This is a genomic window from Desulfobacter hydrogenophilus (genome assembly GCF_004319545.1).
GTDB classification, from domain to species: Bacteria; Desulfobacterota; Desulfobacteria; order Desulfobacterales; family Desulfobacteraceae; genus Desulfobacter; species Desulfobacter hydrogenophilus.
Window position 1 is genome coordinate 2,417,771 of the sequence record NZ_CP036313.1, and the last position, 14,423, is coordinate 2,432,193.

The 14,423-nt window shown below is 49.4% G+C and carries 16 protein-coding genes; 13 read left to right on the top strand and 3 right to left on the bottom strand.

The window, feature by feature from the left end; genetic code table 11:
• Position 1: 1 nt before the first annotated feature.
• Positions 2-1,306, bottom strand: a complete 1,305-nt coding sequence (locus tag EYB58_RS10640) for a B12-binding domain-containing radical SAM protein (RefSeq protein WP_111957881.1) — start codon at positions 1,304-1,306, stop codon at positions 2-4.
• A gap of 389 nt (positions 1,307-1,695) precedes the next feature.
• On the opposite strand from EYB58_RS10640, the gene EYB58_RS10645 reads away from it, so the two are divergent.
• From EYB58_RS10645 to EYB58_RS10670, 6 genes are read left to right on the top strand one after another with little or no spacing between them, the layout of a single operon-like run.
• Positions 1,696-3,078 (top strand): AMP-binding protein, encoded by a 1,383-nt coding sequence (locus tag EYB58_RS10645; RefSeq protein ID WP_111957879.1) that lies wholly within the window; start codon positions 1,696-1,698, stop codon positions 3,076-3,078.
• Between the two features lie 6 nt (positions 3,079-3,084).
• Complete coding sequence (locus EYB58_RS10650) at positions 3,085-4,320, top strand: beta-ketoacyl-[acyl-carrier-protein] synthase family protein (protein WP_111957877.1); 1,236 nt, start codon at positions 3,085-3,087, stop codon at positions 4,318-4,320.
• Positions 4,320-5,162 carry a lysophospholipid acyltransferase family protein gene (locus EYB58_RS10655; RefSeq protein WP_111957875.1) on the top strand — a complete coding sequence of 281 codons (843 nt, stop codon included), beginning with the start codon at positions 4,320-4,322 and terminating at the stop codon, positions 5,160-5,162. Before EYB58_RS10650 ends, EYB58_RS10655 begins: the two co-directional genes overlap by 1 nt.
• Complete coding sequence (locus EYB58_RS10660; protein WP_111957873.1) at positions 5,135-6,385, top strand: beta-ketoacyl-[acyl-carrier-protein] synthase family protein; 1,251 nt, start codon at positions 5,135-5,137, stop codon at positions 6,383-6,385. The genes EYB58_RS10655 and EYB58_RS10660 overlap by 28 nt, the downstream gene beginning before the upstream one ends.
• Before the next feature lie 18 nt (positions 6,386-6,403).
• Positions 6,404-7,669, top strand: a complete 1,266-nt coding sequence (locus EYB58_RS10665) for a beta-ketoacyl-[acyl-carrier-protein] synthase family protein (RefSeq protein WP_111957871.1) — start codon at positions 6,404-6,406, stop codon at positions 7,667-7,669.
• A gap of 4 nt (positions 7,670-7,673) precedes the next feature.
• The gene (locus EYB58_RS10670; protein WP_111957869.1) at positions 7,674-8,171 is read left to right on the top strand and encodes an acyl-CoA thioesterase; all 498 of its coding nucleotides are present in this window, start codon (positions 7,674-7,676) and stop codon (positions 8,169-8,171) included.
• 157 nt (positions 8,172-8,328) lie between these two features.
• Here EYB58_RS10670 and EYB58_RS10675 read toward each other — a convergent pair whose 3' ends face one another.
• Positions 8,329-8,712, bottom strand: a complete 384-nt coding sequence (locus EYB58_RS10675; protein WP_242637620.1) for a hypothetical protein — start codon at positions 8,710-8,712, stop codon at positions 8,329-8,331.
• A gap of 53 nt (positions 8,713-8,765) precedes the next feature.
• On the opposite strand from EYB58_RS10675, the gene EYB58_RS10680 reads away from it, so the two are divergent.
• The 7 genes from EYB58_RS10680 (at position 8,766) to EYB58_RS10700 (ending at position 12,665) form a co-directional block, all read left to right on the top strand.
• On the top strand, positions 8,766-9,497 hold the full coding sequence (locus EYB58_RS10680) for a glycosyltransferase family 2 protein (RefSeq protein ID WP_111957865.1): 732 nt from the start codon (positions 8,766-8,768) through the stop codon (positions 9,495-9,497).
• A 12-nt stretch (positions 9,498-9,509) separates the two neighbouring features.
• Positions 9,510-10,421, top strand: a complete 912-nt coding sequence (locus EYB58_RS10685; RefSeq protein ID WP_111957863.1) for a lysophospholipid acyltransferase family protein — start codon at positions 9,510-9,512, stop codon at positions 10,419-10,421.
• Positions 10,422-10,516: 95 nt separating this feature from the next.
• Positions 10,517-10,786, top strand: coding sequence for a zeta toxin family protein (locus EYB58_RS23910; RefSeq protein ID WP_111957861.1), 270 nt, complete (start codon positions 10,517-10,519; stop codon positions 10,784-10,786).
• Positions 10,783-10,950: a hypothetical protein gene (locus tag EYB58_RS23175; RefSeq protein ID WP_163354443.1), complete on the top strand. Its 168-nt coding sequence runs from the start codon at positions 10,783-10,785 to the stop codon at positions 10,948-10,950. The genes EYB58_RS23910 and EYB58_RS23175 overlap by 4 nt, the downstream gene beginning before the upstream one ends.
• 142 nt (positions 10,951-11,092) lie before the next feature.
• A complete protein-coding gene (locus tag EYB58_RS24440) occupies positions 11,093-11,227 on the top strand; it encodes a hypothetical protein (RefSeq protein WP_278186406.1) in 135 nt (44 codons plus the stop codon).
• Positions 11,228-11,232: 5 nt separating this feature from the next.
• Positions 11,233-11,901 carry a transposase gene (locus EYB58_RS10695; RefSeq protein WP_131072047.1) on the top strand — a complete coding sequence of 223 codons (669 nt, stop codon included), beginning with the start codon at positions 11,233-11,235 and terminating at the stop codon, positions 11,899-11,901.
• 602 nt (positions 11,902-12,503) lie between these two features.
• Positions 12,504-12,665, top strand: a complete 162-nt coding sequence (locus EYB58_RS10700; protein WP_207309152.1) for a hypothetical protein — start codon at positions 12,504-12,506, stop codon at positions 12,663-12,665.
• 140 nt (positions 12,666-12,805) lie between these two features.
• On the opposite strand, the gene tnpC is transcribed toward EYB58_RS10700, so the two are convergent.
• The gene (tnpC, locus tag EYB58_RS10705; protein ID WP_111960664.1) at positions 12,806-14,404 is read right to left on the bottom strand and encodes an IS66 family transposase; all 1,599 of its coding nucleotides are present in this window, start codon (positions 14,402-14,404) and stop codon (positions 12,806-12,808) included.
• Positions 14,405-14,423: the final 19 nt, after the last annotated feature.

Sequence of the window (14,423 nt, forward strand, 5' to 3'; positions counted from 1 at the left end):
TTCATTGGGTTTTGTTGATATGTTTATGAAATTTTTGAAAAAGACCTGCGTATAAAGAATAAAACACCTCTTTATTCAGGGCCGTTTTTGTTACTGCATTGGAAAATGTATAATAGGCCAGATCCCGGATTTCAATTTTGTGTTTCATCATTTTAAATAAAGGGGTTCCGGGAATGGGGGTCAAAATGGAGGGAACCGGCAGTTCTATCTCATGCTGTTGGATAAAAGTTTCAAGCCTTTCAAAATCAGTATGTCTGTAATCCGGCGAGACGATAAAATCACCGATCACCTTTAGCCCACTGGTTTTAAGCCATTGAAGCGCTTTTATGTTGGTACTTACATCACTTTTTTTATTAAAATAGTTCAGCCGTGAATCATCAATTTCCTCAAATCCGATCACCACGGCGGCAAGTCCCGCTTTTTGCCACAATTCAATCACATCCGGGTGATTGACAATCGTGTCTGCTCTGACATCGGCCACAATTTTCTTTTTAACACCGGATTTGATAATGGCCGAGGCAAATTTTTTTGCAAAGGATATATGGCCGAACGTATTGGCATCAACGCATCGTATCAGGGAAACATCTTCAAGCTGTTTAAAACAATTGATTGATGAATCAATGGAGTGGGTCAGATACCGATCTGTTATATTTGGAATGGAGCAGAACGCGCATGAATGGACACACCCATAGGCCGTTACAACAAAGCCTGCCTTGCCGATGCCCCCCATGACATATGTGTCCCGATATGCCTTGACAAGGTCGTAGCGGGGCGGCCGATCATCCACCAGGTCCTCAAACGTAAATTTGCGGGGGACAAAGGTCAGAGGGCTTCCCGGAGATGTTTTGGCAACCCCCTGCAGATTGACGGCCTGGCCGGATTCAAGGGTTTGAACAAGCTGTCGAAAACTTTGTTTGCCGATCCCGCAGACAATATAATCAATGACATCAATATTGAAATATCCCGGGTCGCAGGAGGCATGGTGTCCCCCCGCCACCACGATAATTTTTTGTCCCATGGGATCTGTTTTGATCTTTTGGGCAATGCGGATCAAAGAATTGGCTTCACACGTGACACCGGTAATACCCACAATGTCCGGCATAAAGCGGTGAACCGTTTCCATGAGTGCCGATGGCGGTTCAACTTTGAGGTCAAGGATTTCAACGTCGTGGTCGTACAGGTTGCCGGCAAGCACCTCAAGTGCCAGCGGCTCTCCTCTGAAGATCGCTTTTATGGAGGTAATCCCGAATTGTTCTTCAGGGATGCTCTTTCCGGAGTTTGGTGGATTGATCAGCAGAATTTTCATGGGCACTCCCTGTAACCATCCTTCCTTACTTGTAAAAATATACCCTTGAACATCTCAAACTTTAAACTATCAAATATATGCCACTGAAATGCTAAAAGGCAAGGGGAAAATCCACAAGCATCACCCCAGCCAAAGACCCGGTGGGCCAGGGCCGGAACCCAGCAGCCCGACGAATCGGAAAACACTTTTTGCCCCCATCATGCATCAGGACATGCAACAAGCGCAAATCGCGCCAAAGGCGTCCTGATTTATCCTTGACAGTTCACAGCCTCTTATCTACCATGGCCTTTCATTGTGGCCTTGCGTGTAAAAATGATAATTTACGGGTGTATAAAATTTTGAAATATTTCCTGACGGCATCTGAATTTTTTTGCCCGGGTCAGTGATTCATGAAAACGAATGGATTTCATTTTTTGACTGAACAGGCCGTGGCCGATCTTTTAAAAGGGAATGGTGCGCCTGACAGACCTTTTTGCGGCCAGTACACCTATGCAGATATCCATGCCATGGCCCACACCATTTTTGACAGGTGTTCCGCAACGCGTGACCAGAGGGGATACCTTGCCATATTTACCACGGACAGGGCTGTCATCGCTTCCGCTATTATTGCTGCCCTGGCCGGCGGACCCATACTGATTCTGCCCCATGACATCTCGGACGGGGCGCTTATGGATCTGGTCAGTGATCCGGGATATACATGGGTGGTGACCGATCCGGGCAGGACGTTGCCCAACCGTTTTACAGAACTTGTTGTTACTCCGGATGATCAGCGCCGCAATTCCAGACCTTTAAAGGTCGCCATTGATCCGGATGCGCCTCTGCTTAAACTTTATACCGGCGGCTCAACCGGGAAACCGAACGTATGGACAAAGACTGTGGAAAATATCATGGGTGAAGCCCTGTTCCATGTGGGTGTGCATGACATCACCTGTGATGACATGGTGGTTGCCACGGTGCCGCCCTATCATATCTATGGTCTGCTGTTTTCTGTGGCTGCGCCTTTGCTGGCAGGCGCAAGGGTGGCCGATCAAACCTGCGGCTTTCCCCATGAGATTGTCAATCTGGTCACGGATACGGCGGCAACCATTCTCGTCAGTGTGCCGACCCATTTCAGAGCCTTGAAAGGCCATGATTTCCCGGACCATGATCTGCGTCTGGCCTTTTCTTCGGCAGGTGTTCTGGACGAGGCGGATGAAAGGGATTTTCGCCAGAGAAATAATGTTTCCGTCATGGAGGTTTACGGGTCAACCGAAACTGGCGGCATTGCCTTTAGATGCCGGGGACGTGACGAGACCTTTTTTTCGCCTTTTACCGTTATTGAAACCCATATTGCAGAAGAGACTTTAAAGATCCGCTCCCCTTTTATTTCCCCTGAAATTGTGCGGGATGATTTGGGTTTCTATCTGGTGCCGGACAGGGTGAAACAATGTTCTGGCAACGCCTTTGCCATCCTTGGCAGATCAGATACGGTTGTAAAAATTGCCGGTATTCGGGTGGATCTGGATCAGGTCGGGGCGGTTTTGAAGACAATGGACGGTATCAGGGATGCCCTGGTTCTGGCACGGTCCGTTCCCCGGGGCAGGGCCTTTGATATCTGTGCCCTTGTCGAAGGGAACTGCACCCATGCGGATATTCGACAATTTCTTTCCGGCAGGCTTGAGGCCGTGGCCCATCCCCGGAGGATCAAGGTTGTCGATCACATGCCCATGACCCGTTCCGGGAAGTATGACAGGGCTGCGGTTACAGCCTTGTTTGAAATGGACGAAGGCTGAGGAAAAATGAATCGCAGAGTTGTGATAACAGGGTATGGCGTCATCTCCCCCATCGGGGATACGGACGATGAGATCATCCGGCATCTGACCCAGGGTATTTCCGGGGTTAAAGAACTTGAAGATGACGGTTTTTTGTCCGGGTTTATTCGGTCCGGTGTCTATGGCAGGATTGATTATCCCAAGACATACCCCTTTGAACGAAATCATCGAAAAACCATGGGGCCGGTGGCTTTTGTTGCCTGCGAGTCCGCCCGGCGGGCCATTGAACAATCCGGCCTGGACAAAGAATTTTTGACCTCGGGACGGGTCGGGGTGGCTTTTGGCTCCATCCATGGCAGCCCCTTGGTCCAGCGCGAGATCATGAGAGCCTATTTTAAGGGCGGCAAAGACGGCGGTCCGGGCATCAATGCCGCCGATTTTTTAAAATCCATGGCCCACACCACGGCCGTTAATATCACAAAGATGTTCGGCATATGCGGCCGGGTCATCAGTCCGTGTACGGCATGCACCACCAGCAGCCAGTCCATTGGTTTCGGATACGAAACCATCCGGTTCGGCATGCAGGATGCCATGGTATGCGGCGGTGCCGACGAGTACGACACCTCAACCGTGGCCGTATTTGACAATCTTCGGGCCTGCTCCGTCCGGTTTAATGACACCCCGCATCTTACCCCGCGCCCCTTTGACAGCCGGCGGGACGGTCTGGTGGTGGGCGAAGGCGCCGGTGCCCTTGTGCTGGAGTCCCTGGAACATGCCAAACATCGTGGTGCAAATATTCTGGGCGAGGTTGTGGGATTTGCCTCCAATAATAACGGCGGGGACATGATTCTGCCCAACCTGGCGGGAATTACCCAGACCTTGTCCCTGGCCCTGGCCGATGCGGGAATCGCCAGCCAGGATGTCGATTTCATCAGCGCCCATGCCACAGCCACCCGCCAGGGAGACACCATTGAGGCAAAAGCCATCTATGATGTGTATGGCGATAAGCCCCGGGTGACGGCCCTGAAAAGCTACATGGGCCATACCATTGCCGCTTGCGGCGCCATTGAGACCATCATCACTCTGATGATGATGAAGCACGGGTTTATCCCGGCCACCCTTAACCTTGATACCGTGGATGAATCCTGTGCCATGATCAATCATACAAGGCAGTTGCTGGATGAGAAGATCAACACGGCATCGGTCCAAAATTTTGCCTTTGGCGGGGTGAATACCGCTCTTGTATTAAAGAAATTTAATTGATGGAAACACAATTTTCAAACGCCGGGAACGAAACAAAACCCAAGGGGTTCGCTTTTCTCTCTTTTCTCCGGGATCTGGTCATTACACTGCTGCTCTGGGGCTATTTTATTTTTGGATTTATTCTGTTTTTTTCCCCGTTTTACCTGATCGCCTTTGTTTGTGCGCCCATACGCGAAGCGGCCATCCAATGTCTTAATTCTTTGTTTTACAACGGGTTTTTTATCCTGGTTCGTTTGCTGATGCCGGGCGTTGGCCTGCACATTGATCCCAAAGTCAAAGGCCTTGAAAACTGCATCATTGTCTGCAACCATGTCTCCTATCTGGATCCTTTGATGATGATCGCGTTGTTCCGGCGCCATAAAACCATTGTGAAAGCCACCTTTTTCAAGGTACCGGTGTTCGGCTGGGTGTTAAGGGCGGCAGGCTATATTCCGTCCATGCCCAAGGGGCGGATGGCCGGCCTGATGGTAAAACAGATCAAGACCCTTGCATCCTTTCTTGAAACGGGCGGTGTCCTTTTTGTGTTTCCCGAAGGTACCCGGAACCGCAATGCCGGAAAGGGTGTTCTGGCATTGCACAGTGGTGTGTTTAAGATTGCAAGGCTTTGCAGATCCCCCATAAATGTACTGGTGATTCGTAATACCGACAAATTGTTTACACCCGGCCGGTTTTTATTTCATACCGATTTTTCCGGCACCATCAGCGTTGAACTTGCCGGTACGATCCAGCCGGATTATGATAAAGAAAACGTGTCTACGGCAGGGCTCATGGAACAGGCCGGAACAATTTTAAACAAAAAACAAAGGATATCTCCTTGGGCGCATCAAACAGACAGGCCGTAATTCTGGGGTATGACGCGGTTTCTGCCCTGGGAACCCGGTTTCCTGATGCCTGGGAAAAGGCGCTGAGAGGAGACAGCGGTATTGGTCCGCTGACCCGGTTTCCCATGGATGATAACTTTCCCGTGCGTATTGCAGGCGAAGTGGAAAGCATTGATGATCTGGACTATCCCTTTCTTAAACCCCGGGAACAGGCCAAGTGGACCTCGCCTATTTTCAAGCATGCCATGCTGACCACATCCCGGGCCATTGAGCGAAGCGGGATTGAGATTACCCCTGACATTGCTCCCAGAATCGCCATTACTTACAGTTCCGCCCTGGGTGGGGTGGATGCCGTATTGGCTGCGGATCGCAGGCTGGTGCGAGAGAATCGCTTGCCCAAGCCCTTTACCAACCCCAACGCCTGCATCAACATGGTGGGGGGAAAGGTTTCCATCCTCACCGGTGCCACAGGCCCCATCACCGCCACCATTTCAGCCTGTGCCACAGGGGCCACATCCATGATCATCGGCGCCATATTTATTGAACAGGGCCTTTGCGATGTGGTCATCTGCGGTGCCGTGGATTTTGCCCTGGTGCCTGCCATCATTGCCGGGTTTTCCACCATGAACGGTACTTTTTATCCAAAGCCCGGGGAAAATGTCCCGGCCCGGGCGGCAAGTCGTCCCTTTTCCAGGAACCGGCGGGGATTCGTGGTCTCCGAAGGGGCCGGGGCTGTGATCCTGGCGGCCCGGGAGTTTGCCCAGACCTGGGGCTTGGCCTATCAGGTGGCCCTTGCCGGGTGGGGCATGACCTCGGATGCCCACCATGTGGTGGCGCCCCATTTGCCTACGGTAACCCGGTGCATGGAGTTAAGCCTTGGGCATGCCGGCATTGATCCGCAAGCGGTTTCCAGTGTCAATGCCCATGCCACCGCCACCCAGGTGGGGGATAAGGTGGAGTATGATGCGCTGTCGGCGGTGTTTGGTAAAAATATTCCGCCGGTGACCGCCAATAAATCCATGATCGGCCACGCCATGGGCGCATCCAGCGCCATTGAGACCATTTTTGCCGTCCAGGGGATGATTGACGGGCAGATTCCCCCCACCATTAACTATGACCCGGATCCTGACATGGCGTTTGACTGCGTGGCGGACAATGCAAGACGCCTGGACCAGTCGTATGTGTTGAAAAATGCATTTGGATTTGGCGGATGCAATGCCTGCATTGTACTGCAACATTGTTGAAACAATTGAGATAAGATCATGAAAGCACCAATGAACAGGCGGGTTTTTGTTTTGGGGTACGGGGCGGCCACTCCGTTGGGGGCCACATTTGACCGGACCTTTGAAAATGCCGTGGCCGGCAAATCAGGCTTCAGAAAGATCACCCGGTGTGAGGTGAAATGCTTAAGCAATGTGGTGGGAGAGATCCCGAACTGGGATCCCGTGGCAAGCGGGATGTTTGAAAAAAAAGAGGCCCATAACTGGAATGCGGCGTTTGTGCTGTTGACCGTGGCTGTGTGCCGGGAGGCCTTGGCCAATGCAGGCATTGTCATGGAACCCGGTCTCGGTCGGCGGACCGCCTGCCTGATCGGCTCGGCGTTGAACGGTATGGATGCTTTCAGGATTGCTTCGGAGAAATATGCCAATGCAGGCCCTTTACGGGTCAGTCCATATCTTTTGCCCAACCTGTGCGGCAACATGCCGGCCAGCAAGGCCGGTATTGACCTGGGATTTACGGGTCCTTTGTTTTCCCCCCAGGGGGCGTGTGCGTCGGGCAATCATGCCATCGGCATGGGGGCCAGGATGATCCGGGACGGTGATGCGGATGTTGTGCTGGCCGGCGGTGTGGATACGCCCCTGGTGCCGGAGATTGTCCAGGGGTTTGCCAATATGGGGGCCACCATAAAAATCACTCCCGAAGACCGGGCCTATGCGGATCCGGGTCAGGCCAGCCGCCCGTTCAGTTGCGACCGCAAGGGCATGGTACTCTCCGAAGGGTGTGGCGTGGTTGTGCTGGCCGCAGAAGAGGTGGCAAAGGCCCATGGTCTTAAACCCCGGGCCGAAGTGGCCGGTGTGGGATGGACTTCGGATGCTTTGCATTTTACCAGCCCCAATCTTGAGACCATTGTCCGGGCCATGCACCAGGCCATTGATGATGCGCAAATTGACCCCCGGGATATCCAGTACATTAATGCCCACGGCACCTCCACCTTCAAGGGAGACCTGTCAGAGGCCGACTGTTTAAGGCAGGTGTTCGGCCACCATTTAGGACAGATTCCCGTCTCATCCAACAAATCCCAGATCGGCCATACCCTGGGGGCGGCAGCCGCCATTGAGGCCGCATTAAGCATTGAGGCTATGCAAATGGGTATGGTGCTTCCCACCATTAACCATTGCCCGGCCCCTGATTTTGACGATCTGGATGTTGTGCCGGATACCTTCAGAGCTCACCCGCACTCGTTTCTTTTGTCCAATGCCTACGGGTTTGGCGGAACCAACTGCTGTATCGTCTTTAAAGGGGTGTAAGATTATGAAACCAAAACCGTTTAAACCCGAAATTACAGATGAAAAAGCCTCTTATGTAAAGGATCAAACCACAGGACTCTTCTGGCACAGAACCAGCCATAGAACCCTTTATGCGGACACGGATCGTTCCCAGGTGGTCTACCATGCCAATTATTTAAGATTTTTTGAACAAGGCCGGGCCGCTTTGATGCGGGATATTGCCTACGCCTACCGGGAAATTGAAAAAAGTGGGTTTATCTATCCCATCATTGAGACCAAGTTGAACTATTTTGCGCCTTTGTTTTATGATGACCTTATGTGGATTCATACCCGGCCCGCCGCCCTGGAACGGGTTAAGCTTCAGTTTGATTATGTGATTACGAGCCATACCTATGACCAGATAATCTGCAAGGGCTATACCCGCCATTGTGCCACCAATGCCCAGGGTATCCCCGTTGGCGTGGATGAGAAAACCGTCCGGGTCTGGACACAGTTTCCCGGTAAAAAAGAGGCAGAACAGTAAAATACAATGGTTCGACAGTGTTAAGGAACGGGTCTTAAATAACTTGCCCATTTTGCTATATCCGGGAGCGCGGGCGTCTCGCCTGCATGTCCTAAAGTATTGTAAAAATGCGGGCGGGACGCCCGCGCTCCCAGGTTGAATTATTGGGGACGCATTCCTAAGTCCCGAACTTTTGCATCAGGGATTCCATGGAGACCCTTGTCAGCCAGCGAAGGAAAATCATGGAATATTCGGCCCCGGAAAGGACCATGCCGGCCATGAACACCAGGTGGGAAAGACCATAAAATCCAGGACCGCCGATGACGGTGAACCAGGGATTGCCCGTTTTAAGGGAGATAATGCCCATCAGACCCACCATGGGCCATCCTAAAACATAACTGAAGGCAATGGCAAACACACCGGCCAGTACCCTGAAGGACGGCTTTTCACGAAAAGCACTTAAATCGGCTTTGTCTTCAATGGCAGTGCGGACAAACGGAGTTTGACAAATTTTATTGAGCAGGGTTACCATCGTTGATGTATACCGGATAATGGGGGGCACAGTAAAATTAATTTTTACTTTGATCCAATTATCCCAAACCAAGGAGGATATACGTGGGGGCAGAAGCCAAGCCAAATGAGTGCGGAAAAAATTCAGGGCATCGCTTTGCCGTGGTGATCCCTGTGTATAACCACGGTATTACGGTCAAGGCTGTGGTGCTTGGGGCGGTGAAGCTTGGATTTCCGGTCATTGTTGTGGATGACGGCTCCACGGATATCACCCCCCAACGTCTTCAAGGAATCCCGGGTATCCGGGTGATGACCCATGAACAGAACCTTGGTAAGGGTGCTGCCCTGATGACCGGATTCAGGGTCGCAGCTGAAATGGCTGATTTTGCCATCACCATGGATGCTGACGGCCAGCATTTTCCCACGGATGCCCTTGCCATGATTGCTGCTGTCCCCAAAGGGAAAAAAGCATTGGTAATTGGGTATCGAAAACAGATGGAAAATGCGTCTGTCCCATGGACCAGCCGCATGGGCCGACGGTTTTCAAACCTGTGGATCACGGCATCGGGCGGGCCCGGCATCCGGGATTCCCAGAGTGGATTTCGCATCTACCCGCTGCCCGAAACCCTGAACCTGAGAACCCGGGCCAGGCGGTATCAATTTGAGGTGGAGGTGCTTGTTAAAGCCCACAGGAATAAACTTGCCGTCATTGAGGTGCCCATCCGTGTTGCGTATCCGGTGGACAGGGTTTCCCATTTTCATCCCTTTATTGATTTTTTACGCAACAGCGCCACATTCAGCCGCTTGATCTTCCGGCGTATCGTTGGTCTGGTTTAAAGAGACTTTTTTGTGAAGGCATTGACCTATCAAGTGCTCATTGTACTGTCCCGCTGGTTTGGCCTCTGGATTTTTACTCTGGTCTCCCGGATCATTGCGGCGGGGTATTTTTTCATGTTTCCGCGCCAGGCGGCAGTGAGCGCCAAGTTTTACAGCTCTCTTTTTCCCGGCAAAGGCCGTCTGTTTCACTGGCAGTGCGCCTGGCGCCAATACCAGAATTTTACCACTGTGTTCATGGACCGTCTCAGGACCCCTGGGCAGGACAATATCCGTTCCACCTCCGCTGGCTGGCAGGGGTTTGAAGACGCGCTGGATAAGGGGCGCGGCGCCATCGTCCTCATGTCCCATATGGGCAATTGGGATGTGGCCGCAAGCCTTATGGCAAAAAAGCGAAAGAATCTCAAACTGCTCCTTTATATGGGGGCCAAGGCCAAAGAACAGATAGAATCGGTCCAGAAACAGGAACTCAATGACAAAGGCATCCGCATTGTCGCGGTTGAACCGTCCGGAGGATCTCCCCTTGACGTTGTGGAAGGTATTCGCTTTCTGAAATCCGGCGGGGTGGTCTCTTTGACCGGGGATAAACTGTGGCATCCGGACCAACGATCGGTCAGTGTGCCATTTTTAGGCAAAACCGCACGGATTCCTGAGTTCCCCCATGTCTTTGCTCTGGTCTCCAAAGCCCCTTTGTTTGTTTTTTTTACCTTTCGCACCGGTCCCGGCACCTATCGGTTTATGTTGTCCGATCCCATCCGTATCAATTGCCCGTCACGGGCGGAGCGCAATCGTGCCGTTGCCGAATCGGCCCGGGCCTACGCTGGCATGCTGGAGAAGACCCTGCGTGAACATCCCTATGAATGGTACCATTTTGAACCCTTTCTTGTGGATCATCCCGGGCGGCACCATCATCGCAATCGCATCTAAGAATCAAAATCCAGAGGTTGAGATTCGGAGTTGCCCTTCATAAACGCGTCGCTTCTCATTGCTTGTAGTAGTCTTGCCCTTTTTGAAATAGTGGATTGAATTTCATTGATCGTATTAATAAATGGCGGGAAGTTGGTTATGAAGTTATATTATATTTTTTATATCTGCCCAATGCCGAACTGGCTGTGAGGCGTGTGAAACTCCGGGTTGCCCAGGGCGGACACAATGTCCCGGAAAATGTTATTAGCAGGAGGTATCGTAGAGGCTGGGACAATTTCCAAAAGCATTATAAACAAATCGTCGATGACTGGATTATCTTCGATAATTCCGGAGATCAGCCTTTGATCATGGAGGAAAAACGATGAGAAATGAATCTAATTCAAAACCGGCACTTGACGCAATGCGCAGGGCAGCAATCAAAGCAATTGAAAAAGCGGCAGATCTGGACTTGGAAATACCGGAGTGGAGAGATGGAAAAATAGTTTATGTGAATGCAAAGAAAAAACTCAAAAGGCTTCGTTGTTCTTAATGAAAAAAAGTAAAAAACAATATTACGCGCAATAATTACGTATCGTGTCACCAGAATTGAAAATAAAGATCTCCGAAGTAAACTTAAAAACTACTCCAGCAGCCAAGTCTCAAGAATTTTAAAAAGATTGCATACCCATGGTATGATCAAAAAAGTTGCCCACACTTATAAATACTATTTGACTCGTTTGGGAAGTCAAGTAATCACTATGGGGATGAAAGTTAAAACCATGGTGATTATTCCTGAATTGGCAAAGGCTTATGAACCGTTTGCATAATTCTTTTGCCAAAAAAACAAGAAAATAAGAGTTTAGAAACTAAAGCCGTTCAATTGACAGCCGGTCGTATTGCACAAGAATACAATCAAAGAAAAAACCGAAAAGGAGCATATTGGGAAGATCGATATCATGCAGTCGCCATTGAAAGAGGCAGGCACCTATTACGTTGTCTTGTATCTATTGATTTAAACATGGTACGCGCTGGCGTAATATCTCATCCAACGGAATGGTCATTTGGCGGATATAATGAAATCCAGTCTCCACGCCGTAAGTTCATCCTTATCAATTACGAAGAACTTGCAGACCTGTCAGGTTGTGACTCCTATACTTCATTTCAGAACTTGCATAGAAATTTAGTAAATGATGCTTTGGAAACAGATAAAATTAAACGGGAAGCCCGTTGGAGCCAGAGCATTGCTGTAGGTGAAAAGCAGTTCGTTGCTGATATAAAAACGAGGCTTGCTTCAAAAGCATTGGGAAGACAAACTCAATCTTTGGATGGTGGATTCCAGCTTCGGGAAGAGGCAATGCCCTATATCGTTGATTTTGACACTAAAAACAGTGATATAGCACCGAAAAAGGCCTATAAATGGGGGCATTCCCCGAAATTTCAGGGTGTTAATGGCCCGACCCCACCCACCACCCCAACCCCACCCACCCCCAATATGGCCTGACCCCACCCAACCGCCGATTATTCACAAGCTGTCTATAATTTTATTTGGAGATTTTTAGACAATTTCAATACCCAACTATTGAAACGTATAAAAAACAGATTCGATGGTCAGGGTGGCATATCCCGCTTTATTTTTTTTATAGGTTGTTGTGGGATCATATTAGCGATATTAGATGGGAGTTAACTTCGGACGGATAAAAAAAATAGCACAGAACCAAACGCTGGAGAGGGACCAGACTTACCGCGCGGCCTTTTCAGAAGTTCCTGGTTCAGGAAAGTTTATCTTTTTATCGGAGTTTTGGGGTTTAAAAAGCCTGGCCCCTCAGCTCAAACGCTGTACGAATGATGACTACATCATCAGGAAGATAATTTTAATGGTTTACAAACTTTTATACGCCTGGTTTCAAAGCACCAATTTTAAATTGCCTTTGGGGAATTTTTTTAGAAATTCCCATATATAGGGCATAACTCATCCACCGCATCGTCCAACACAGTAGGATGCTACGGTCAATATTTAAGTTGAATTAATTTTTTTTGGCATATTTAAGCCGGAAATCATAAATATTTTTTTACAACAACGCTTCATTAACTAAGGAGAAACAAATGGCAAGTTATGTAGAGAGTGCCCTTACAAAGGGTGAGCAGATAGTGTATCAAGGAAAAGTAAGTCTCTGGTCTATGACACCTCTTTTCATTCTCGGAGTATTATTTATTGCGTTTTATGGAATAGGGCTTCTTATTTCAATAAAAAAATGCACCGGGTAAAACCGGTGATCTTCATGTTATGGTTCGCAACTATAAACAAAGATGAACTAACAGGTGGCAGCATGCTTACCAGAATCCTTTATGAGTTCTTTGGAATAGTGTAAGCGCTTAATGAACCGCACCTTGTCTGGGTCGGCTCGTTATGAGATAGAAGGAGGACCGGCAAGTTTGGTTTTGTCGAGGTATTGAGGTAACAAGGCTTTGTAATCATCCTCGGTCATAGCATCAGGGAGTTTTTCCAGGAGGTAACGAAAATACCAGTATGGTTCAAGACCATTTGCTTTGGCGGTTTCAATCAGGCTGTAAAGGGCTGCACTGGCAGCGGCACCTTCAGGGGTTACAGAAAAAAGCCAGTTCTTCCGTCCGATCACGAAGGGGCGGATAGTATTCTCAGCCATATTGTTGTCCAAAGTGACATAGGCCAGATCCACATAGACGACCAACCGGTGCCATTGATTCAAGGCATAGTTGACGGCTTTACCAAGCAGGCTTTGGGGAGGCGTTATCTCGACAGTGACATCCAGCCATTTTTTGAACTCATCAAGCACAGGCTTAGCCTTTTCCTGACGTTCCTGAAGCAGGGCATCTCCGGTAAGCCCGATCGATTTGGCATCTTTTTCAATCTTGTAAAGCTTTCGGATGTATGACAGCGCCTTGCCGGCTTTACCGGTTTTCTTTTTACCCTTTGGTTTACCGGCAGCTTTCACCACGTCCATGAACTTACGACGTGCGTGGGTCCAGCATGCCATATGCAAAATACCCTGCACAGCATCAAGAAATGAATAGGCGCTATAGCCGTCCGTTTGGACCACCCCTTGATAGCCATTCAGAAAAGCGGCTGGCACATCTCTATACCTGGACGGATGATACTCAAACAGTATACCGGAATGCTCCGGGATTCCGCCCCGGAATACCCACATGTAGGACTTGGTGGTGTTACTTTTATTCGGTTTATTAAAAACCTGGGTTGGTGTTTCATCTATATTGATTAGCGGCCCTGATAGAATCTCATTTTTGAGCATCATGAGGAGGATCTCACAGCTTTCGGCCACTTTCCGGGCCCAGTTACACATGCTTGCCCGGCTGATTTCCACGCCGATCCTGAGGAACTGCTTTTCCTGCCGGTAAAAAGGAAGGGCATCTACAAACTTGGCCACCAGAACGTAGGCGATGAGACCGGAAGTTCCTATGCATTTTGGAATAACCTGCTCAGGCATGGGAGCGATGGTCACAGTAGGGCCTTCACTTTCAACACCTTCACAATGCTTGCAGGCGTATTTAGGGCGGATGTGCTTAATGACTTGGATTTTTGCAGGGATGATGTCAAGTTGTTTCGAGGTCTCTTCGCCGATACGTTCTTTGAGACATCCACATTCACACACCTTCTCTGCTTCATCAATGTCGTGGACGACGTCGATTACAGGAAGGTTGTCTGGGATAGGACGTCGGCCCCTTTTTTTCCTTTTATGGGCCGGAATATCAATCTCCTCATCCTTTTCAAGCTGATCGCCGATGGGAAATTCTTCTTCCGGCATTTCAAAAAGGGAAAGCTGAACCTGGTTTGATTCGACCGGTTTCTTTTCGCTTTTACGTCCAAAAAGTTGATCCTGGAGGTACTTTATCTGTTCATTGAGGATTTTTATTTCTGATTTATAGCTTTTCTCTTTTTGAAGAAGATCATCAACCATTTTTTGTAAATTAATGACATTCTCAATCGTATTTTCAGCCTCTAAAACCATGACTGGAATATAGCATAAC

Excerpts from the sequence above, each read along its gene's own strand:
- EYB58_RS10640 (WP_111957881.1), bottom strand. The coding sequence starts at position 1,306 with ATGAAAATTCTGCTGATCAATCCACCAAACTCCGGAAAGAGCATCCCT.
- EYB58_RS10645 (WP_111957879.1), top strand. The coding sequence starts at position 1,696 with ATGAAAACGAATGGATTTCATTTTTTGACTGAACAGGCCGTGGCCGAT.
- EYB58_RS10650 (WP_111957877.1), top strand. The coding sequence starts at position 3,085 with ATGAATCGCAGAGTTGTGATAACAGGGTATGGCGTCATCTCCCCCATC.
- EYB58_RS10655 (WP_111957875.1), top strand. The coding sequence starts at position 4,320 with ATGGAAACACAATTTTCAAACGCCGGGAACGAAACAAAACCCAAGGGG.
- EYB58_RS10665 (WP_111957871.1), top strand. The coding sequence starts at position 6,404 with ATGAAAGCACCAATGAACAGGCGGGTTTTTGTTTTGGGGTACGGGGCG.
- EYB58_RS10670 (WP_111957869.1), top strand. The coding sequence starts at position 7,674 with ATGAAACCAAAACCGTTTAAACCCGAAATTACAGATGAAAAAGCCTCT.
- EYB58_RS23175 (WP_163354443.1), top strand. The coding sequence starts at position 10,783 with ATGAGAAATGAATCTAATTCAAAACCGGCACTTGACGCAATGCGCAGG.
- EYB58_RS24440 (WP_278186406.1), top strand. The coding sequence starts at position 11,093 with ATGATCAAAAAAGTTGCCCACACTTATAAATACTATTTGACTCGTTTG.
- EYB58_RS10700 (WP_207309152.1), top strand. The coding sequence starts at position 12,504 with ATGGCAAGTTATGTAGAGAGTGCCCTTACAAAGGGTGAGCAGATAGTG.
- tnpC (WP_111960664.1), bottom strand. The coding sequence starts at position 14,404 with ATGGTTTTAGAGGCTGAAAATACGATTGAGAATGTCATTAATTTACAA.